A 20,433-nucleotide genomic window follows, 5' to 3' on the forward strand; every position below is an offset into this window, starting at 1 on the left:
TTCCGCCAATCTGTAAAGTTTGTGAACTGATCGACGTCAGTCACTGTCCTGCCGTCACCCGGCGAGTAAGGAAGCGCCATGACCCCCAGCAGCGCCATGACCCCCAGCCGTAGGACCAGGGGCCGCGTCCGGCCCCGCATCGTCGCCGTACTCGCCACCGTCGCGGTCGGGCTCGCCGCGGGCGCGGTGGGCGTGGTGGGTGCCACCAACGCCCTGGCCGCGACCACCGGCGCGATCACCGGGTACGGCGGCAAGTGCGTCGACGTCGCCGCCGCCAGCAACGCCAACGGCACCCAGGTGCAGCTCTACACCTGTAACGGCAGCAACGCGCAACAGTGGATCGTCGGCGACGACGGCACCATCCGGTCGCTGGGCAAGTGCCTCGACGTGGCCAGCGGATCCACCGCCAACGGGGCCAGGGTGCAGATCTGGGACTGCAACGGCAGCGGCGCCCAACAGTGGACCGCCAGCGCCGGGCTGCTGCGCAACCCGCAGGCGAACAAGTGCCTCGACGCCACCGGCCCCTCCTCCGCCGACGGCACGCCGCTGCAGATCTGGGAGTGTTTCGGTGGACCCAACCAACAATGGGTCCTGCCGACCGGCGGCGGCAACCCGACGCCGACGCCGACGGCACCGACACCCCCACCGGGAGGCAACGTGGACCTGGGGCCGAACGTCTCCGTCTTCGACCCGTCGATGTCCAGCGCGACCATCCAGAGCCGCCTGAACACCGTGTTCAGCCAGCAGGAGAGCAACCAGTTCGGCAACAACCGGTACGCGCTGCTGTTCAAGCCCGGCACGTACAACGTCGACGTCAACGTCGGTTTCTACACCCAGGTCGCCGGGCTCGGTTACCTGCCCGACAGCGTCACGATCAACGGTGGGGTGCACGTCGAGGCGGACTGGTTCCAGGGCAACGCCACGCACAACTTCTGGCGCGGCGCGGAGAACCTGTCGGTGAACCCGACCTCCGGCACCGACCGGTGGGCGGTTTCCCAGGCCGCGGCGTACCGCCGGATGCACGTACGCGGAAATCTCCAGCTCGACGACGGCGGCTGGTCCAGCGGCGGCCTGCTCGCCGACACCCGGGTGGACGGCCAGGTCCGTTCCGGCTCGCAGCAGCAGTGGCTCTCCCGCAACACCCAGTGGGGTAGCTGGACCGGCTCGAACTGGAACATGGTCTTCGTCGGCGCGGTCAACGCGCCGGCCAACAGCTTCCCCAACCCGCCCTACACCACCGTCGGGCAGACCCCGGTGGTCCGCGAGAAGCCGTTCCTCTACGTCGACCAGGCCGGCAACTACCAGGTGTTCGTGCCCGCGGTGCGGTCCAACACGACCGGGACGAGCTGGGCGTCCGGAAACCCGGCCGGGTCGTCCCTGCCGATCAGCCAGTTCTTCGTGGTGAAGCCCGGCGCGACCGCCGCCACCATCAACGCGGCCCTGGCCCAGGGCAGGCACCTGCTGTTCACGCCGGGGATCTACCACCTGAACGACACCCTGCGGGTGACCCGACCGGACACGGTGGTGCTCGGCCTCGGCCTGGCCACGCTGATGCCGGACAACGGCGTGGTCGCGATGAGCGTCGCCGACGTCGACGGGGTGAAGGTCGCCGGGCTGCTCTTCGACGCCGGCCCGACCAACTCCCCGGTGCTGATGGAGGTCGGCCCGACCGGCTCGTCGGCCAACCACTCGGCCAACCCCACCTCGCTGCACGACCTCTACTTCCGGGTCGGCGGCGCCGCGGTCGGCAAGGCCACCGTGAGCCTGCGGGTGAACAGCTCGAACGTGATCGGCGACCACCTGTGGATCTGGCGCGGGGACCACACGTACGGCGTCGGCTGGAACGTCAACACCGCCGACACCGGCCTGATCGTCAACGGTGCCGACGTCACCATGTACGGACTCTTCGTCGAGCACTACCAGAAGTACCAGACCATCTGGAACGGCGAACGGGGCAGGACGTACTTCTACCAGAACGAGATCCCGTACGACGTGCCGAACCAGGCGAGCTGGCAGAACGGCTCGCAACAGGGGTACGCGGCGTACAAGGTGGCCGACTCGGTCAACACCCACGAGGCGTGGGGGCTGGGCAGCTACTGCTTCTTCAACGCGAACCCGAGTGTGGTGCTGGGGCACTCGTTCGAGGTGCCGAACAAGGCCGGGGTCCGGTTCCACAACATGGTCACGGTTTCGCTCGGCGGTGGCACCGGCAGCATCCGGAACATCATCAACAACGCCGGTGGTCCGGCGAACTCGACCACCACCGTCTCGACCCTGGTCAACTATCCCTGATCCGGGGTGGCGGGACGGGGGCCGGGCAGACGACGCCCGGCCCCCGTCCCGCGTTTCACGGCAGGCTGGCGACCAGTTCGCTGACCGAGCGACGGCGCCCGGTGTAGAACGGCACCTCCTCGCGTACGTGCCGGCGGGCGCTGGAGGCGCGCAGGTCACGCATCAGGTCGACGATCCGGTGCAGTTCGTCGGCCTCGAAGGCGAGCATCCACTCGTAGTCGCCGAGCGCGAACGAGGCGACCGTGTTGGCCCGTACGTCGGGGTAACCCCGGGCCATCCGGCCGTGCTCGGCGAGCATCTCCCGGCGCTCGGCGTCGGGCAGCAGGTACCACTCGTACGAGCGCACGAACGGGTAGACGCAGATGTAGTCGCGGGCCGGCTCACCGGCCAGGAACGCGGGCACGTGGCTCTTGTTGAACTCGGCCGGGCGGTGCAGCGCCATCTGCGACCAGACCGGTGCCAGTTGCCGGCCCAGTGCCGTACGCCGGAACAGCCCGTACGCCTCCTGGAGCGCGTCCGGGGTGCTCGCGTGCCACCAGATCAGCACGTCCGCGTCGGCCCGCAACGCCGAGACGTCGTAGCTGCCCCGGATCACCACGTCCTTGCTCGCCAGGTCGGCGAAGAGCGCCTCGACCTCGGCGACGAACTGGTCCCGGTCGGCCGGCAACGGGCCGGTGGCCCGGAAAACCGACCACATGGTGTAACGAACGGTGTCGTTCAGCTCCCGCAGCCGGGCCGCGTTGCTCTGTTCCGCACCAGGTTCCGTACTCATCCCGTGGCTCCTCCCAACGCCTTGACGATCTCTTCCGCGGCCGTCTCGCCGGAGCGTACGCAGATCGGCACGCCGACCCCGTCGTAGCCGGCGCCGGCCAGTGCCAGCGTCGGGTGGCTCGCCCGCAGGGTGTTCCGGGCCGCCGCGACCCGGTCGAGGTGTCCCGGCTGGTACTGCGGCAGCGCCCCGCCCCACCGCTGCACGTGGCTCGCCACCGGCTCCGGCAGTACGCCACCGGGCAGCAGTTGTCCCAGTTCCCGGTGTACGGCGGCGGTCAGTTCGGTGTCGTCGCGTTGCAGCAGGTGCTCCTCGCCGTACCGGCCGACCGAGGTGCGCAGCAGCGCCAGCCCGTCCGACCGGCGCTGGTGCGCCCACTTGGTGCTGAAGAAGGTGGCCGCCTTGATCAGCGTGCCCTCGGTCGCCGGCACCAGGAAGCCGGAGAGGTCCGGCAGGGTCGCCGCCGGCACGACCAGGGTGACCAGCGCGACACTCGCGTAGTCGAGCCGGCCGACCAGCGCACCGACGCCGACGTCGACCCCGGCGAGCAGCCGGGCGGCCGGACGCGCCGGCAGGGCCAGGATCACCGCGTCGGCCTCGACCAGTTCCGGGTCACGGGTGGGCCCGATCACCAGCCGCCAGCCGGTCGGGGTGCGGGTCAGTTCGCGTACGGCCGCGCCGAGCCGGATCTGCACCCCGCCGACGGCCGTGCCGCCGCCGGTCCCGGCGGGTGCCACCAGTTGCTCGGCGGCGGCGGTGACCAGTCGGCTCAGCCCGCCTTCGACGGTGGCGAAGATCGGCCGGCCGGGTGCGCGGGGCGCGGCGGCCTGGGCCGCCCGGACCGCACCGGCGAGGGTGTTCTCCAGTCGGGCGGTGCGGGCCAGCGCGGGCATGGTGGTGGCCAGCGAGAGGTTGTCCGCCCGGCCGGCGTAGACGCCGCCGAGCATCGGGTCGACCAGCCGGTCGACCACCTCGTCGCCGAGCCGACGCCGGACCAGTTCGCCGACGGCGACGTCCTCGTCCGGGCCGAGCAGCGGGCGGCCGGCGTCGGTGTCCCGGTCCGCCGCCGGCTGCGCCAGCGCGGCCACCTTCTCCAGATCTCCGGGTACGCCGACCAGCGTGCCGCCGGGTACGGGCAGCAGCCGGCCGCCGAGCGCGATCGCCGCCTGCCCGGTCGCCGGGTGCACCAGGTCCTCGCCCAGCCCCAGCCGGCGGGCCAGGGCGATCGCGGCGGACTCACCACCGGCGGGGTCGCGGGTCAGGAACGCCTCGGCGCCGAGTTCGAAGGGTGCGCCGGCAAGGGTGCCGGTGCGCAGCTTGCCTCCGAGTGAGCCGGACTGCTCGTACACGGTGATGGTGGTGCCGGCCGGTGCCCGGTCGCGCAGTCGCAACGCGGCGGCGAGGCCGGTGATGCCGCCGCCGACCACCGCGATCCGCACCGGTTGATCCCCGGCGTCGCCGCGCGTTCCGGTTTCCATGATCAGCTAGCTTTCATGATCAGCGGGCGGAGGCCTCGTGCACCAACGCGACCACCCGGGTGAGTACGTCCGGATCGGTCTCCGGCAGTACGCCGTGACCGAGGTTGAACACGTGTCCCGGCGTCGACTCCCCCTCGGCCAGGATCCGCCGCACCTCGGTCTCGATCACCGACCACGGAGCGAAGAGCACACACGGGTCCAGGTTGCCCTGAACCGCCTTGTCCGGCCCGATCCGTACGGTTGCGGCGTCCAGCGGCGTACGCCAGTCGACCCCGACCACGTCCGCCCCGGCCTCCCCCATCGCCCCGAGCAGCTCGGCGGTGCCGACCCCGAAGTGGATCCGGGGCACCCCCGCGTCGGCCAGACCGGCCAGCACCCGGGCCGAGTGCGGCAGCACGAACCGCCGGTAGTCGGCCTCGGAGAGCGCACCGGCCCAGGAGTCGAAGAGCTGGACCGCGGAGGCACCCGCGTCCACCTGAACCCGGAGGAACTCCCCGGTGATCTCGGCCAGCCGGTCGCAGAGCGCGTGCCAGACCTCGGGTGCGCCGTACATCAGGGCCTTGGTCTTGACGTGGTTGCGCGACGGGCCCCCCTCCACCAGGTAGCTGGCGAGGGTGAACGGTGCCCCGGCGAACCCGATCAACGGCGTGTCACCCAGGTCGGCGACGAGCAGCCGGACCGCCTCGTCCACAAAGGAGAGATCGTCGGGCCCGATCGGCCGGATCCGTGACACGTCGGCGGCGTCGCGCACCGGCTCGGCCACCACCGGGCCGGTGCCCGGAACGATCTCCAGATCGACCCCGGCCGCGGCGACCGGGACCACGATGTCGCTGAACAGGATCGCCGCGTCCACCCCGTGCCGGCGTACCGGTTGCAGGGTGATCTCGCGCACCAGTTCCGGCCGCCGGCACGACTCCAGCATCGCCACGCCGGCCCGCAGGTCGCGGTACTCCGGCAGCGAGCGGCCGGCCTGGCGCATGAACCAGACCGGGGTGTGCGGTACCGGCAGCCGCCGGCAGGCACGGACGAACGGAGAGTCGGCGGGGCCGGCCTGGGCGGGATCCCCGCTCCGGCTCACGTTTCCGGCAGTCGTGGTGGTCATCGGCGCAATCGTGCCACGCCCACCCGGGGCAGCGGAGGGGGCCGGGCCGATTGTGAGCACGAACGCGGACGGCGCGGCGATCCCCCACCACGACACCGGTCGGCTTAGGCTGCGAACATGGCCGCCCCGATCGTGCTTCCCGAGACGTTCACCTCCGCGGTGGCCGGCTTGCGCGCGGCCGCCCCCCGGGACGAGATCCTGCTCGAAGAGGTGGGCGCCCCCCAACGACTCGCCCCGTACGCCTTCGCGCTGAGCGCCACCGTGCTGCGCGACGGCGACGAGGTGGCCACCGGCCGGCTGATCCTGCTGCACGACCCCGCCGGTCACGAGGCGTGGGAAGGAACACTACGCCTGGTCACGTATGTGACCGCGGAGCTGGAGATCGACCTCGCGGCCGACCCGCTGCTGCCCTCGGTCGGCTGGACCTGGCTCACCGACTCGCTCGACGCGCAGGGAGCCGACTACCGGGCCCTCGGTGGCACCGTGACCCAGACCATGTCCACCAGGTTCGGCGACCTGGCCGGGCCACCCGCCGCCGGTGACATCGAGATCCGGGCCTCCTGGACCCCGCTCGGCGCCGACCTGCACGCCCACCTGCTGGCCTGGTGCACCCTGCTGGCCTCGACCGCCGGGCTCCCCCCGCCCGGCGTCACCGCGCTGTCGGACCGCCGCCCGGCCGGCGCCGCCTGACCCCCGCATCAGGGGGACCACCGGTCGCCGGCCGTCCGTCACCGGTCGTTCGTCCACCGGCCGTAGTCACCGGTCACCCACCGCTCGCGGCCGGCCGCGGGTGATTCCGATCGAGCCGGAACTCGCGCAACCGTCAGAGGTAGCCGTCGGCCTCCGCGCAGACCTTGTCCGCCTCCTCCAGCGCCTTCTTGAACGCGGACTCGCTGCTGGCCGTCATCGCCTTGCCGACCAGGTCGAGGCAGTTGGCGATGACCGCCTTCTGCCGGGCCTGCTCGTCCCGGTCGTTCTTGGTCCCGGTCAGGTCCTGCTCCACCACCTTGATCCGGTCGTTGGCAGCCTCCAGCGCCCGGTTGAGCCGCTCGATGTCGCGTGCGTTCGCGGCCAGTCGGGTGTCCCGGTCGGCAACCTGGCCGGTGAGTTCCCGCTCGGTCCGGGTCAGCTCGTTGGACCTGGTCACGAAGAGCCCGGTCATCACCGCGCCGACGGCGAAGAGCAACGCGACGACGATCGACAGCACCAGCACCGTACGGCGCTTGCCACCGGCCGGCGGCGGAGTCCCGTACGGCAGGCCGGATCCCGGCGGCGCGGACATCGGCGGCCCGTACGGTGCGCCCGACATCGGCACCCCCGGATACGGCTGTGGGCCACCGACCGGCACTCCCGACGCCGGAACCCCGGAAACCGGCGCCTGGTACGGCGGCGGCACGCCCGGCCCGGCCGGGGCGGGCGGGACGGGCGGGAAGGCCACCGTGGGCTGCCCCGGACCGGTCGGCCCGGCCGGTGCGGGAGCAGCGCCCGACCCGGTCACCGGCGGCAGCGGGGTGGTCGGATCGACCAGTGGCGCGTCGTCGGGACCGTTCAGGGGCTGGGACATGGGCTTCCTCCGTGGCTATGGCTGAGCGCTGGATTATCCGGTCGGACCGGATGTGACGGTGGGGCGCGAACGGCCCACGCCGGTGATTGCGACCGATGGGTTGACCCGGTGCGGGCTGTCCGGCCGACCTCAGCAGATCTTGAAGCCGTCGCAGGCGGTCTTGATGGGTACGGCCAGACCGATTCCCTCGGCGTCGCGCGCCTTGGCCGTGGCGATGCCGACGACCTGCTTCGCCCCGTTGATCACCGGGCCACCCGAGTTGCCCGGGTTGATCGGCGCATCGAACTGGATCACCTTGCCGGGGCCGTCCTCGTTGTCGCGGAAGGCGCTGACCACACCGGTGGTCACGCTGTCCTCCAGGCCGAGCGGCGCACCCACCACCACGATCTGCTGGCCGGACTTCACCACCTCGGGGGCGGCGACCAGGCCGGTGAACTTGCCGTCCGTACTGAGCTGCGCGACGTCGTTGGCCTTGTCGACCTTCACGATGGTGGCCGGGAAGCGCTGGTCCGTACGCTCCAGGAAGACCTGCCTGCCGCCGCCGTCCCAGAGTTCCTCGACCACGTGGAAGTTGGTGAAGAGGTTGGTGCCGCCGTTCGCGGTCGGCTTGCCGACGGCGAAAGCGGTGCCGGTGAACTGCCCGGCCCGGACCCGGAAGACGCTGGGCAGTACCGCACTGGAGATGGCCTCGGGATTGAACACCTGACCGGCCCGGTCCTCCAGGTCCCGGGTCTGTCCCTCGATGCCGTCCAGCCGTGCGCCGTCGGCCCGCTGCGCCTCGGCCAACCGCCGGTCGGTGTCGGCGAGCCGGCCGGTGAGCCGGTCGATCTGGTACGCCTGGAATCCCACCGCCCCGGCCAGCGCGAGGACCAGCAGCAGCGCGGTCACGCCGGGCCAGGCAAGCCGACGCCGGACCCTCGGCACCGGTTGCCCGGCCCCGACCGGGAAGGAAGGCTGGCCGGGCGGCCCGTAACCGGTGCCCGCCGCCGGGCCGTAGGCCGCCTGCGCGGACACCGGCCCGTAGCCCGGTGCGGAAGGCGACGACACCGGCCCGTAGTCCGACACGGGAGCCGACGACACCGGCCCGTAGCCCGGTGCGGGAGCCGCCGAAGCCGGCCCGTAGCCGGGTACGGAAACCGATGCCGGACCGTAACCGAACCCTGACGCCAATCCGTGAGCTGGAGCCGACGCCGGACCGTGACCGGGCTCCGGCGCCGAGCCCTGAGCCGGCGTGGACACCGGACCGTGAGCCGGGGCGGGGACGGGGCCGGACGCCGGGCCGTAAACCGGTGCCGCTGCCGGGCCGTAGCCGTCGACCGATGCCGGCGGCGGGAGGATCGGCGCGGCAGGGTCGGTCCGGGGCGGCTCCATCCGCGGTGGCAGCGGACCCGGCCTGGCCTCGGCTACCGGCTCCACCTGCGGCGATCCCGGCACACCGGACCACTGTCCCGGGCCGGCCGCGGTCCGGTTCGGTCCGTCCTCGGTCGGCTGCCGCTGACCGGGCACCGGTGCGCCGGGGTACGGCTCGGGGCCGGACGCGGGGTGCGGGTCATAGCCAGAGGTCATGAATCGACGTCCTCCCGTAGACGTTCGTGCCACAGTCGTACCGTCGGGCGACCAGCCCGGGAATCTGCGGCAAGGAGGGACCGTACCGGCCGTGCTGAGCTTTGTCTTCCCCGATGTCTGACTCGTCCAATCCGACAAATGTACGCACCGACCGGGCGGACAAACCGCCGCGCCGGCCCGGCTGCCTATGGCGGATGCGGGCGACCACTAGGGTTGTCAGGTGACCGACGAACCACCCCTGCGCCGTCGGGCCGCGCAAAGCCAAGCAGGGAACGAGCCGCACAGCCTGCCGGCGTCCGCGCCGGAACCCGAGACCGTGGGGCCCGACCCAACGCCTGGCGGGCCCGTTCCGCTCCTCGCCCCCCGCGACGGCACACCGGAGCCGGTGGCAACCCCTGCCGCCCTCGCCGACGTCGTCGCCCGCTTCGCCGCCGGCACCGGCCCGGTTGCCGTCGACGCCGAGCGCGCCTCCGGCTACCGCTACAGCCAGCGCGCCTACCTGGTGCAGTTGCGCCGGGCCGGCGCTGGCACCGTGCTGATCGACCCGCTGCCCCTCGGCGACCTGCGCACCCTCGACGAGGCACTCGCCGACACCGAATGGGTGCTCCACGCCGCCAGTCAGGACCTGCCCTGCCTGGCCGACCTGGGGCTGCGACCGCGCCGGCTGTTCGACACCGAGTTGGCCGCCCGGCTGGCCGGTTTCGAACGCGTCGGCCTGGCCGCGCTGACCGAGCAGTTGCTCGGTTACACCCTGGAGAAACACCATTCGGCCGCCGACTGGTCGAGCCGACCGCTGCCGGACTCCTGGCTGACCTACGCCGCGCTGGACGTGGAACTCCTCACCGACCTGCGCGACCGTCTCGCCCTCGAACTCGAGCAGCAGGGCAAGCAGGACTGGGCGGCGGAGGAGTTCGCCGCACTGGTGCTGTGGGGGGCGCAGCCGCTGCGGCAGCGACCCGACCCGTGGCGTCGTACCTCCGGCATCCACCGGGTCCGGGGCGCGCGCGCCCAGGCCCGGGTCCGGTCGATGTGGTACGCCCGCGACGCCATCGCCTCCCGGCGCGACTCGGCACCGGGTCGGGTCCTGCCGGACGCCGCGATCATCGCCGCCGCCGAGATGGACCCGAAGGACGAGCGGACGCTGCTGATGCTGCCCGGCTTCGGTGGCCGTTCGGTCCGCCGGCTCGCCCGGACCTGGCTGGAGGCGCTGTCCGAGGCTCGGGCGCTGCCCGACGACGCGCTGCCGGTCAGCCCGTCGGTGGACGGGCCGCCACCACCGCACCGGTGGGCCGAGCGCGACCCGACGGCGGCGGCCCGGCTGGCCCGCTGCCGTGAGGTGGTGACCCGGATTGCGGCGGAGCACAACCTGCCGCCGGAGAACCTGATCACACCGGACTCGGTCCGCCGGCTGGCCTGGACGCCGCCCGACGAGATCGACGAGGCGACGGTGGTCGAGACGCTGCGCGGCTACGGCGCCCGCAACTGGCAGGTCACCCTGATCGGGGAAGAACTGACCCGGGCCCTGCCCGAACCGGCCTGAGCACACCGCCACCGCCCCACGTACGCCGGGGCGGTGGCGGCACTCTGTCTCCCGGCGACCTCAGTCTCCGAGTACGGTGTCGCGCCGCGCCGCCCAGGCCAGGGAGTGCCGGATCCCGTCCTCCAGGGTCAGTTCCGCCTTCCAGTCCAGCAACTGCCGGGCCCGACCGGTACGGGTGTAGGAGCCGGCCGAGTCGCCGGGGCGGGGACCCGTTTCGCGTACCCGCAGGGGGCGGTCGCTGACCGCGTTGAACGCGGCGACGAACTCCTTGACCGTGGTGCCGTTGCCGGTACCGAGGTTGATCACCTCGTACGACCGCCGCGCACCGACCGGCAGGATGTCGTCGAACCGGCGCAGCGCCTGTACGTGCGCCCGGGCCAGGTCCCAGACGTGGATGTAGTCGCGGATCCCGGAGCCGTCACGGGTGGGCCAGTCGACGCCGGTGACCAGGAACTCGTTGTCGTTCTCCAGCGCGCTGATCATCATGCCGAGCGCGTGGCTGGGCCGGCGCAGCTGCAACCCCGTACGCATGGTCGGGTCGGCGCCGATCGGGTTGAAGTAGCGCAGCGAGAGTGCCCGCAGTTCGGTGGCGGCGGCGGTGTCGGCGAGGATCGTCTCCAGCATCGCCTTGGTCCGCCCGTACGGGCTGGTCGGTTCCAGGTCCGAGTTCTCGTCCACCGAGAAGTCCTCGCCGGGGCGGTAGATCGCGGCCGAGGAGCTGAACAGGACCCGCTGGCAGCCGTTGCGCAGCAGGTGGTCGAGGAAGTCGACCGACTTGCCGACGTTCTCCCGGTAGTAACGCAGCGGCTGGGCGACCGATTCGGGCACCACGATCAGCGCGGCGGCGTGCACCACGGCGGTGATGTCCGGGTGCTCGGCGAAGATCCGGTCGATCAGCGCTCCGTCGGCGATGTCGCCCTGGTAGAAGATCCGGTCCCGGGTGAACTCCCGCCGGCCGGTGTTGAGGTTGTCCAGGATCACCGGCACCAGGCCGTCGTCGAGGCAGGCTGACACCACCGTGCTGCCGATGAAGCCCGCACCGCCCGCTACCAGTACCTTCAACGCCGCCTCCGTGTCGCCCCGCCCGGTCCCGATCAACCTACCGGACCGCGCCTGCGGGCCGGGCGGACGTGGTGTGGCCCGGACCACAGACGGCGCACTGACAGCTCTAGTTACCGGCGAGTAGCATCCGGGGTACACGCCCCGCCGCCAAGGAGGCTCAAGTGCCCCGAGAAGTCAGGGAAGTCGTCTTCGTCGACGGCGTCCGCACCCCGTTCGGCAAGGCGGGTGGGATGTACGCCAACACCCGCGCCGACGACCTGGTCATCCGTTGCATCCGCGAGCTGCTGCGACGCAACCCGCAACTGCCGCCGGAGCGGGTCGACGAGGTGGCCATCGCCGCCACCACCCAGATCGGCGACCAGGGCCTGACCATCGGCCGTACCGCCGCGCTCCTGTCCGGACTGCCCAAGACCGTGCCCGGCTACGCCATCGACCGGATGTGCGCCGGGGCGATGACCGCGGTGACCACAGTGGCCGGCGGCATCGCCATGGGCGCGTACGACGTGGCCATCGCCGGCGGGGTCGAGCACATGGGCCGGCACCCGATGGGCGAGGGCGTCGACCCCAACCCACGCATCCTGGCCGAGAAGCTGGTCGACCCGTCCGCCCTGGTGATGGGCTCCACCGCGGAGAACCTGCACGACCGGGTCCCGCACATCACCAAGGAGCGCTCGGACGCCTTCGCGCTCGCCTCCCAGCAGAAGACCGCCAAGGCGTACGCCAACGGCAAGCTCCAGGACGACCTGGTGACCGTCGCGATCCGCGACCCCGAGACCGGCTGGGGCCTGGCCACGGTGGACGAGGCGCCCCGCGACACCTCGCTGGAGAAGCTGGCCGGGCTGAAGACCCCGTTCCGCCCGCACGGCAAGGTCACCGCGGGCAACGCCGCCGGACTCAACGACGGCGCCACCGCCAGCCTGCTCGCCGCCGAGGAGGTCGCCCACGAACTCGGCCTGCCGATCGGCATGCGCCTGGTGTCGTACGGCTTCGTCGGGGTGGAGCCGGAGGTGATGGGGATCGGCCCGATCCCGTCCACCGAGAAGGCGCTGCGGATCGCCGGGCTGAGCATCGACGACATCGGCCTGTTCGAGCTGAACGAGGCGTTCGCGGTCCAGGTGCTCACCTTCCTGGACCACTTCGGCATCGCCGACGACGACCCGCGGGTCAACCAGTGGGGCGGCGCGATCGCCATCGGCCACCCGCTCGCCTCCTCCGGCGTACGGCTGATGACCCAGCTCTCCCGGCAGTTCGCCGAGCAGCCCGAGGTCCGGTACGGCATCACCGCCATGTGCATCGGCATCGGCATGGGCGGCACGGTCATCTGGGAGAACCCGCACTGGAACGGGGCCGCGTCATGAGTCAGCTGCAGAACCCGAACGAGGTTGTCACCAAGGCGCTGCTGCGGCTGGTGAACGTACCCGGGCTGGACCGGCCGGCCGCGCTGATCACGCTCGACAACGGCTTCGACCACAAGAAGCCCAACAGCCTCGGTCCGGCCGGACTGGCCAGCCTGGACGAGGCGATCACCGCCGCGCTGGCCGCCGAGCCGGCGCTGGTCGCGGTGACCGGCAAGCCGTACATCTTCTGTGTCGGCGCCGACGTGACCGGCATCCCGCTGGTCACCGACCGGGAGCAGGCGCTCGAACTCGGCCGGCTCGGCCACCGGGTCTTCGCCCGGCTGCGCGACAGCGCCGTGCCGACCTTCGCCTTCGTCAACGGTGCCGCGATGGGCGGTGGCCTGGAACTGGCCCTGCACTGCCACTACCGGACGCTCTCCGGCGGCGCGACCGCGCTGGCGCTACCCGAGGTGTCGCTGGGCCTGGTGCCCGGCTGGGGCGGAACCCAGCTCCTGCCGAACCTGATCGGCATCCCGATGGCCACCCAGGTGATCATCCAGAACCCGCTGACGCAGAACCGGATGCTCAAGCCGAAGCAGGCGGCAGAGATGGGCATCGCCGACGTACTGCTCGAACCGGCCGACTTCCTGGAACGGTCGCTGGAGTGGGCGGCCGGCGTGGTCCGGGGCACGGTCACGGTGACCCGCCCCGAGGTCGACCGGGAGATGTGGGACGGGGTGATGTTCTTCGCCAAGCAGACGCTCGACGAGCGGCTGCACGGCGCGGTGCCGTCGGCGTACCGGGCGTTGGAACTGCTCGGCCTGGCCAAGGACGCACCGTTCGAGGCCGGTACGGCGGCCGAGGACGAGGCCCTGGCCGACCTGGTGCTCAGCGAGGAGCTCCGCAGCGGCCTGTACGCCTTCGACCTGGTGCAGCGCCGGGCCCGCAAGCCCGTCGGTGCTCCTCCGGCGACGCTGGCCCGCCCGGTGACCAAGGTCGGCATCGTCGGCGCCGGTCTGATGGCCTCGCAGCTCGCGCTGCTGTTCGCCCGCCGGTTGCAGGTGCCGGTGGTGCTCACCGACCTCGACCAGAACCGGGTCGACAAGGGCGTGGCCTACGTGCACGGCGAGATCGAGAAGCTGCTCGGCAAGGGCCGGATGGACGCCGGTACGGCAGCCAAGCTGCGCGGCCTGGTCAGCGGCTCGGTGGACAAGTCCGTGTTCGCCGACGCCGACTTCGTCATCGAGGCGGTGTTCGAGGACCTCGGGGTGAAGAAGCAGGTCTGGGCGGAACTGGAGAAGATCGTCTCGCCCGAGACGGTGCTCGCCACCAACACCTCGTCGCTGTCGATCGGCGCGATGGCCGCCGACCTGGAGCACCCGGAGCGGGTGGTCGGCTTCCACTTCTTCAACCCGGTCGCGGTCCTCCCGCTGCTGGAGATCATCCGGGGCGAGCGGACCGACGACGCCACCCTGGCCACCGCGTTCGCGGTCGGCAAGGAACTGCGCAAGTCCTGCGTACTGGTCTCCGACGCACCGGCTTTCGTGGTCAACCGGCTGCTCACCCGCTTCCTCGGGGAGATCTTCGCGGCGGTCGACGCGGGCACCCCGCTCGACGTGGCGAACACCGCGCTGGACCCGCTCGGGCTGCCGATGCGCCCGCTGGCGCTGCTGCAACTGGTCGGGCCGGCGGTGGCGTACCACACCGGGGCGACGCTGCACGGCGCCTTCCCGGACCGGTTCGGGGTGAGCGAGAATCTGAAGCGGATCGCCGACGCCGGGCGTCCGCTGCTGGTCGACGGCGAGGTGGACCCCGAGGTCGCGGCCCTGCTCCAGGTGGGTGACCAGCCGCTGGACGCCGAACAGGTACGTCAGCGCGCCCTGGACGCACTCGCGCAGGAGATCCGGCTGATGCTGGACCAGGGCGTGGTGGCCGCCGCGCCGGACATCGACCTGTGCCTGATCCTGGGCGCGGGCTGGCCGTTCCACCTGGGCGGTGTGACGCCGTACCTGGACCGGACCGGCACCTCCGAGCGGGTCACCGGCCAGCGCTTCTTGCCGTACGGCGTGGCCAGTCTGCCGGCCTGATCCCTCCTGATCCACGGGGGCCGTTCGCCGCACGCGCGGTGGACGGCCCCCGCCGCGAACGGGTCCGCGCAACTGCTGGGTGACGTCCTTGCCGGGCCGGCAGGGCCCGGGGTCGCCGGTTACCGGACCGGTGGGGTCGGCACGTCCGCCGTGCCACCGTCCGCCGGAGCCGCTGTCGAGGCCGGGACGGTCCTCGGGGCCGGAGCCGGTGACGCGGCCGGCGGTGCGGGCACCACCACGGCGGAGGCCGCCACCACCGGGGTCGCGTCGGCGGCCGGCAGTGTCACGGTGACCTCCAGCCCGCCACCGGGCTGCGCCAGCGCGCTCACCGTTCCCCCGTGCGCGTCGCAGACCGCGGAGACGATCGACAGCCCGAGCCCGGAGCCACGGGCACCGGTCCGTTCCCGGCCACCCCGGCGGAACGCCTCGAACAGGCCCGGCACGTCGGCCTGGTCCACCTCGAAGCCGGTGTTGCCGACCACCAACCGGACCTGCGCCGCATCCGAGCTGGTACGCACCCAGAGCCGGCCGTGCAGGTGGTTGTACCGGACCGCGTTCTCGATCAGGTTCCCGGCCAGCCGCTCCAGCAGGCTCGGGTCGCCGACCACCGGTGCCGGCTCCAGCGACGCGCTCACGTCCAGCCCGAGCCGCTTCACCTCCGAGCCCATGGCGGACAGCGCGGCGGCGGCTCCGTCGGCCAGGTCGGTGGGGGCCTTGCGACTCAGCCGGCGCCCCGACTGGGCCTCGCTGCGTGCCAGCACCAGCAGCGAGTCGACCAGGCCGTTCGCCCGTTCGGAGGCGTCCCGGACCACGGTCGCCATCCGGCGGTACTCGGCCACGTCCGCCTCGTCGTCGGCCATCGTCACGTCGATCTCGGTACGCATCACCGCCAGCGGCGTACGCAACTCGTGCGAGGCGTTCGCGACGAAGCGTTTCTGTGCCTCGAACGCGCCGCCGATTCGGTCCAGCATGGCGTCGAAGGTGCCGGCGAGCTCGGCCACCTCGTCGTCCGCCCCGGAGTAGCGGATCCGCTGGTCGAGGGTGGCCTCGCCGAGCCGGCGGGCGGTGGAGGTGACCTGGTGCAGTGGGCGCAGCGCCCGACCGGCCACCGCGTACGCGCCGGCCACCCCGACCACGCTGATCGCCAGCAGGGCGACGAACCCCTTGGCCAGCAGTTGCCGGGTGGCGGAGGAGGCCACCTCCTCCTGCCACTGCTGGGCGTCCATCTGGCTGTTGTCGGCGAGCACGACGGTGGTGCCGGGCAGCAGGTCGTCGGCGGGCCGCAGCGCGGCGGTGACCAGCAGCCAGGCGAGCAGCAGCAGGATCGCACCGGCACCGACCAGCAGTACGCCGTTGAGCAGGGTCAGCCGCAGCCGCAGGGTGGGCCGCAACCGGGGTCGTCGGCGGGTCAGGTAGACGGTCATGCGCCGACCTGCTCGGGCAGGTAGCGCTCCGGCACCCGGTAACCGGCGCCGACCACGGTCTCGATCAGCGGCGGATCACCGAGCTTCTTACGCAACGTCATCACGGTGACCCGGACGGTGGTGGTGAACGGGTCGGTGTTGGCGTCCCAGACCCGTTCCAGCAGTTCCTCGCTCGACACCACCGCGCCCCGGGCCTTCAGCAGTTCCTCCAGCACGCCGAACTCCTTGCGGGTCAGGTCGACCGGTGCGCCCGCGCGGGTGGCCACCCGGCGGGCCGGGTCGACGACCAGGTCGGCGACGCTGAGCACCGGGGGCGCGGCCGGGGTGGCCCGCCGGCCGAGCGCCTGCACCCGGGCGACGAGTTCGTCGAAGGCGAACGGCTTGGGCAGGTAGTCGTCGGCACCGAGTTGCAGCCCCTCCACCCGGTCGGCGACCGTACCGCTGGCGGTGAGCATGAGCACCCGGGTCAGCGCCCCGGACTCGACCAGGTCGGCGCAGATCTGGTCACCGTGCACACCGGGCAGGTCCCGGTCGAGTACGACCACGTCGTACCTGGTCACCATCGCCATCTCGTGCCCGGCGGTGCCGTCGTAGGCCACGTCGACCGCCATGCCCCGGCGGCGTAGCCCGCGAACGATCGCGTCGGCCAGATTCCGCTCGTCCTCCACCACCAGTACCCGCATCGCGACCTCCGCAGCTCGACCCGTCCTCCGCCCGTCCAGGAACAACCTAGCCGCGCCGACCAAACCGCAGCTCAGGCCGCCCGGCCGGAAGCGGGTCGACCCGACCGGAATCCGGGTGCCGATCAGTTCGGCAGGCGCCAGATGCCGATCGCGCCGCTGAGCCGGCGGCAGACCAGCAGCCCGTCGGTGGCACGGCAGTCACCGGAGACGTCGGGCAGCACCGCCAGCGGCCGGGTCGAGGCCGACGCCGGGTCGAGGTCGGCGACCCAGGTACGGCCGTCCGACCTGATCCGTACGCCGATCAACCGGACCGGGTCGGCCGGCTTCCCGCTGCCCGGTGCGTTCCCGTGACCCGGCGAGCGGCCGACCACCTGCCAGGATCCGAGGTCGCCGAGCACCCGACCGGTGGCCGGGTCGAGCACGCTCAGCCCGGCCGCCACCATCGGTCGCGCCTCACTGCTCGCGAGCAGGTACGGCCCGACCGGCAGCAGGTTGCTCCAGCGGGGATCGCTCCAGCGGACGACCCCGGTGCCCGGGTCGAGCACCCGTACACCGCCCTGCGGGCGGAACGTGCAGAGCACCGGGCCGCACGGCTGCGGCCAGGGCTCCCGGTCGACGTCCCAGTCGACCGTCCACCGCCGGTCGAACGTGTCCAACCCGTACGCGGTCAGGCTCTGCGGGCCGTCGGGGACCAGCAGCAGGTCGCCGACGACCTGTGGCGGCCACTGCCCGCTGCCGAGCGCGGGCGGGCGGGGCAGGTCGGCCGACCGGACCACCGCGCCGGAGCCGAGGTCGCGTACCTCGATCCGGCCGGTGGTTCCCCGGGTCACCGCCACCTCCGGCAGGGGCCCCTCGGGTCCGGTGTCGGCGGACTCGGGCGGTCCGGCGTAGCCGCGTACGACCCCGGCGGGCAGGGCGAGCGACCAGCGCACCGCGCCGGTGTCCGGTGCCACCGCCTCCAGGGTGCCGGCGGCCAGCACACCCCAGCCGTTCGGGGAGTCGTCCCAGCCGGGTTCGCCGGCACCGACGTCGGTGTCCGGTGCCCAGAGCAGGACGTCGCCGCCAGCGCTGGCGGTCTCGTAGGTGGCCGTACGGTGCCAGGAGATGGCCCCGGTGGCGGTGTCCACCCCCACCGTCTGCCGGGGCGCCACCGAGCCCCAGTCCGAGGTGAGCACCAGCGTGTGACCGATCAGGGTGTGCCCGCCCAGCGGGCCCGGCACCGGCATCCGCACCTGCCACAGCAGCGCGCCGTCGGTCAGCCGGAAGGCGCTTACCTGCTGTCGTGCCTCGGCGGACGGGTCGACGGGGTCGATCACGAAGATCCGGTCGGTGCCGGTCACCACCGACGCGCCCAGCCGGGCGGGAATGGTCGCCGCCGACAGTCCGGGCGGCCCGACCCCGGCCCCGGTCATGGTGGCGAGCAGCACCGCCAGCACGGCGCCGATCCGGGCCCAACGGTTGGCGAGCCAGGTGCGGGCCAGTGGCCGCTCCTCGACCGGCTCCTCGCTGAGCCGCTCACCCAGCTCGATGTCGACCACCGGCCACCTCTCCGTCCGAACCTCGCGCTGCCGTCCGGAGCGGTTGTCCTACCGGCGGTCGGGCCCGGGGCCCTGCGAGTCCATTCTCAACCGGCTGGCCCGAGTCGCTCCGGCGCCCGCCTGTACGATGTCGCGTCGTGGCAATCCCGGTAGTAAATAACAATTCGGACACGGATCCCGCGTCGGAGGCACGCACCGGGTCGGACGACGCCCCCGCGCGGGCGACCACCGACCAACCCCGCGTACGCCGACCGTACCGGAAGCCGGCCCGCGCCGACGTGCTCGCCATCGGGGCATATGTCCTGCTCGGGGTCGTGGTCTGCGCCAACTACTGGGTGGACATCCAGTACCGGGTGTCGTCGCACCTGCCGACCGACCACAGCTGGTTCGAGTGGCTGCTCTCACACGGCGCCTACTCGGTCCGGCACTGGGAGAACCCGCTCTTCTCGGCCCGGCAGAACGCCCCGGACGGGGTCAACATGATGGCGAACACCTCGGTGCTCGGCATCAGCCTGCCGCTGGCGCCGCTGACCATGCTGTTCGGGCCACAGGTCACCTACGCGCTCTACCTGGGCGGGGCGCTGGCGGCCACCGCCGGCACGTCGTACTGGATGCTCTCCCGGCACCTGGTGACCTCGCGCGGGGCGGCGTTCGTCGGCGGCGCGTTCCTCGGCTTCGCGCCGGGCATCGTGCACCACGCCAACGGCCAGCCGAACTTCGTCTCGAACTTCCTGCTGCCGATCATCGTGGTCCGGGTGCTGCGCCTCGGTGAGCCCGGCCGCTGGCTGCGCAACGGGCTGGTACTGGGGCTGCTGGTCGCGTACCAGATCTTCATCAACGAGGAGATGCTGCTGCTCACGGCACTCGCCCTGCTGGTGGTGGTGGCCGCGTACGCGGTGCAGCGGTGGTCCGAGGTACGCGCCCAGGTGGTGCCGTTCCTGCTCTCGATCGGCGTCGGCGGTGCGCTCGCCCTGCTGCTCGCCGGGTACCCGATCTGGTACCAGTTCAACGGTCCCCAGTCCTACCGGGGGCTGCAGGGCGGGATCTTCCACAGTTGGGGCGAGGACCTGTCCGCGTTCGTCACCTACTCCCGGGACACCATCGCCGGCTCCGAGGCGGTGGAGAAGACCATCGGCATGACCGAGCAGAACACCTGGTTCGGCTGGCCGCTGGTCGGGCTCGCCCTGCTGGTGATCGTGCTGCTCTGGCGTACCTCGCTGGCGGCGCGGACGGCCGCCGTACTGGCGCTGGTCTTCGGCGTCGCCTCGATCGGGCCGTTCGTCCGGGTCGGTGGGGTCGAGACCGAGGTCCGGGGCCCGTGGAGCTTCATCCCGGACGACCTGCCGCTGGTCGAGATGATGATGCCGACCCGGCTGAGCCTGGTCGTCGCCGCCGTGGTCGGTGTGCTGATCGCGCTCGCCTGGGACACCGTGGCGACCACCGCCGCCGGCGACGGGCCGCAGCGGCGCCGGGTCAGGATCCTGGCGTACGCGGCGATCGCGCTCGCGCTGCTGCCGCTGGTGCCGAAACCCCTGCCCGCGATGCACATCGACCCGCCACCGCACTTCATCACCAGTGACGAGTGGAAGCCGTACGTGCCGGCCGACCGTACCCTGGTGCCGGTGCCGGTGCCCAGCAACGTGCACGGCCTGTCGACGCTGCGCTGGAGCGCGCTGACCCAGCACGCGTTCCCGGTGCCCGGCGGCTACTTCATCGGCCCGAACGCGGAGGGTCAGGGCGTCTTCGGCGCCACCACCCTGCCCACCGCCATGCTGATGTACGTCACCATCGACACCGGCCAGGTCCCCGACATCACCCCGGAACAGCGGGCCCGGGCCGTCGAGGACCTGCGGTTCTGGCGTGCCTCGGTGGTCGTGCTCGGCGACCACCCGCAGGTGGAGGCGCTACGCGGCCTGATGACCGCGCTGATCGGGCCGCCCCAGCGGGTCGACGACGTCTGGCTCTGGGACGTACGCGCCCTCGTCGGCTGA

The 20,433-nt window shown here is 72.3% G+C and carries 14 protein-coding genes and 1 pseudogene; 6 read left to right on the forward strand and 9 right to left on the reverse strand.

Annotated features, from left to right (window positions below):
• Positions 1-78: 78 nt before the first annotated feature.
• Positions 79-2,292: a ricin-type beta-trefoil lectin domain protein gene (locus AB0J90_RS21540; protein WP_363598431.1), complete on the forward strand. Its 2,214-nt coding sequence runs from the start codon at positions 79-81 to the stop codon at positions 2,290-2,292.
• A gap of 55 nt (positions 2,293-2,347) precedes the next feature.
• Here AB0J90_RS21540 and hemQ read toward each other — a convergent pair whose 3' ends face one another.
• Genes hemQ through hemE form a run of 3 tightly spaced genes read right to left on the reverse strand, consistent with a single transcriptional unit; the run spans position 2,348 to position 5,641 of the window.
• Positions 2,348-3,064: a hydrogen peroxide-dependent heme synthase gene (gene hemQ / locus AB0J90_RS21545; RefSeq protein ID WP_363598433.1), complete on the reverse strand. Its 717-nt coding sequence runs from the start codon at positions 3,062-3,064 to the stop codon at positions 2,348-2,350.
• Positions 3,061-4,539, reverse strand: a complete 1,479-nt coding sequence (hemG, locus tag AB0J90_RS21550) for a protoporphyrinogen oxidase (RefSeq protein ID WP_363598435.1) — start codon at positions 4,537-4,539, stop codon at positions 3,061-3,063. Before hemG ends, hemQ begins: the two co-directional genes overlap by 4 nt.
• 19 nt (positions 4,540-4,558) lie before the next feature.
• Positions 4,559-5,641 carry a uroporphyrinogen decarboxylase gene (gene hemE, locus AB0J90_RS21555; RefSeq protein ID WP_363598437.1) on the reverse strand — a complete coding sequence of 361 codons (1,083 nt, stop codon included), beginning with the start codon at positions 5,639-5,641 and terminating at the stop codon, positions 4,559-4,561.
• Between the two features lie 117 nt (positions 5,642-5,758).
• Between hemE and AB0J90_RS21560 the strand changes: the two genes are divergently transcribed.
• Positions 5,759-6,331 carry a DUF3000 domain-containing protein gene (locus AB0J90_RS21560; protein WP_363598439.1) on the forward strand — a complete coding sequence of 191 codons (573 nt, stop codon included), beginning with the start codon at positions 5,759-5,761 and terminating at the stop codon, positions 6,329-6,331.
• A gap of 133 nt (positions 6,332-6,464) precedes the next feature.
• On the opposite strand, the gene AB0J90_RS21565 is transcribed toward AB0J90_RS21560, so the two are convergent.
• Both AB0J90_RS21565 and AB0J90_RS21570 read right to left on the reverse strand, forming a co-directional pair.
• Positions 6,465-7,205 carry a hypothetical protein gene (locus AB0J90_RS21565; RefSeq protein ID WP_363598441.1) on the reverse strand — a complete coding sequence of 247 codons (741 nt, stop codon included), beginning with the start codon at positions 7,203-7,205 and terminating at the stop codon, positions 6,465-6,467.
• 129 nt (positions 7,206-7,334) lie between these two features.
• Positions 7,335-8,576: a trypsin-like peptidase domain-containing protein gene (locus tag AB0J90_RS21570; protein ID WP_363598596.1), complete on the reverse strand. Its 1,242-nt coding sequence runs from the start codon at positions 8,574-8,576 to the stop codon at positions 7,335-7,337.
• A gap of 415 nt (positions 8,577-8,991) precedes the next feature.
• Here AB0J90_RS21570 and AB0J90_RS21575 point away from each other — a divergent pair, with 415 nt between their 5' ends.
• Positions 8,992-10,311 (forward strand): ribonuclease D, encoded by a 1,320-nt coding sequence (locus AB0J90_RS21575; protein ID WP_363598442.1) that lies wholly within the window; start codon positions 8,992-8,994, stop codon positions 10,309-10,311.
• Between the two features lie 60 nt (positions 10,312-10,371).
• Here AB0J90_RS21575 and galE read toward each other — a convergent pair whose 3' ends face one another.
• Complete coding sequence (gene galE / locus AB0J90_RS21580) at positions 10,372-11,373, reverse strand: UDP-glucose 4-epimerase GalE (RefSeq protein WP_363598444.1); 1,002 nt, start codon at positions 11,371-11,373, stop codon at positions 10,372-10,374.
• Positions 11,374-11,534: 161 nt separating this feature from the next.
• Here galE and AB0J90_RS21585 point away from each other — a divergent pair, with 161 nt between their 5' ends.
• Positions 11,535-12,731: an acetyl-CoA C-acyltransferase gene (locus AB0J90_RS21585; protein ID WP_363598446.1), complete on the forward strand. Its 1,197-nt coding sequence runs from the start codon at positions 11,535-11,537 to the stop codon at positions 12,729-12,731.
• Positions 12,728-14,797, forward strand: a complete 2,070-nt coding sequence (locus AB0J90_RS21590) for a 3-hydroxyacyl-CoA dehydrogenase NAD-binding domain-containing protein (protein ID WP_363598448.1) — start codon at positions 12,728-12,730, stop codon at positions 14,795-14,797. Before AB0J90_RS21585 ends, AB0J90_RS21590 begins: the two co-directional genes overlap by 4 nt.
• Before the next feature lie 266 nt (positions 14,798-15,063).
• Here the strand turns inward: AB0J90_RS21590 and AB0J90_RS21595 are convergent.
• The 3 genes and pseudogenes from AB0J90_RS21595 to AB0J90_RS21605 form a co-directional block, all read right to left on the reverse strand.
• Positions 15,064-16,209, reverse strand: a pseudogene (locus tag AB0J90_RS21595) (HAMP domain-containing sensor histidine kinase); the annotation flags it as partial.
• Between the two features lie 8 nt (positions 16,210-16,217).
• Positions 16,218-16,904, reverse strand: coding sequence for a response regulator transcription factor (locus AB0J90_RS21600; protein WP_363598450.1), 687 nt, complete (start codon positions 16,902-16,904; stop codon positions 16,218-16,220).
• 122 nt (positions 16,905-17,026) lie between these two features.
• Positions 17,027-18,442: a PQQ-binding-like beta-propeller repeat protein gene (locus tag AB0J90_RS21605; protein WP_363598452.1), complete on the reverse strand. Its 1,416-nt coding sequence runs from the start codon at positions 18,440-18,442 to the stop codon at positions 17,027-17,029.
• 137 nt (positions 18,443-18,579) lie between these two features.
• On the opposite strand from AB0J90_RS21605, the gene AB0J90_RS21610 reads away from it, so the two are divergent.
• A complete protein-coding gene (locus AB0J90_RS21610) occupies positions 18,580-20,433 on the forward strand; it encodes a hypothetical protein (RefSeq protein ID WP_363598453.1) in 1,854 nt (617 codons plus the stop codon).

This window comes from Micromonospora sp. NPDC049523, from assembly GCF_040676775.1.
Classification (GTDB): domain Bacteria; phylum Actinomycetota; class Actinomycetes; order Mycobacteriales; family Micromonosporaceae; genus Micromonospora_G.

Excerpts from the sequence above, each read along its gene's own strand:
- AB0J90_RS21540 (WP_363598431.1), top strand. The coding sequence starts at position 79 with ATGACCCCCAGCAGCGCCATGACCCCCAGCCGTAGGACCAGGGGCCGC.
- hemQ (WP_363598433.1), bottom strand. The coding sequence starts at position 3,064 with ATGAGTACGGAACCTGGTGCGGAACAGAGCAACGCGGCCCGGCTGCGG.
- hemG (WP_363598435.1), bottom strand. The coding sequence starts at position 4,539 with ATGGAAACCGGAACGCGCGGCGACGCCGGGGATCAACCGGTGCGGATC.
- hemE (WP_363598437.1), bottom strand. The coding sequence starts at position 5,641 with ATGACCACCACGACTGCCGGAAACGTGAGCCGGAGCGGGGATCCCGCC.
- AB0J90_RS21560 (WP_363598439.1), top strand. The coding sequence starts at position 5,759 with ATGGCCGCCCCGATCGTGCTTCCCGAGACGTTCACCTCCGCGGTGGCC.
- AB0J90_RS21565 (WP_363598441.1), bottom strand. The coding sequence starts at position 7,205 with ATGTCCCAGCCCCTGAACGGTCCCGACGACGCGCCACTGGTCGATCCG.
- AB0J90_RS21570 (WP_363598596.1), bottom strand. The coding sequence starts at position 8,576 with ATGGAGCCGCCCCGGACCGACCCTGCCGCGCCGATCCTCCCGCCGCCG.
- AB0J90_RS21590 (WP_363598448.1), top strand. The coding sequence starts at position 12,728 with ATGAGTCAGCTGCAGAACCCGAACGAGGTTGTCACCAAGGCGCTGCTG.
- AB0J90_RS21600 (WP_363598450.1), bottom strand. The coding sequence starts at position 16,904 with ATGCGGGTACTGGTGGTGGAGGACGAGCGGAATCTGGCCGACGCGATC.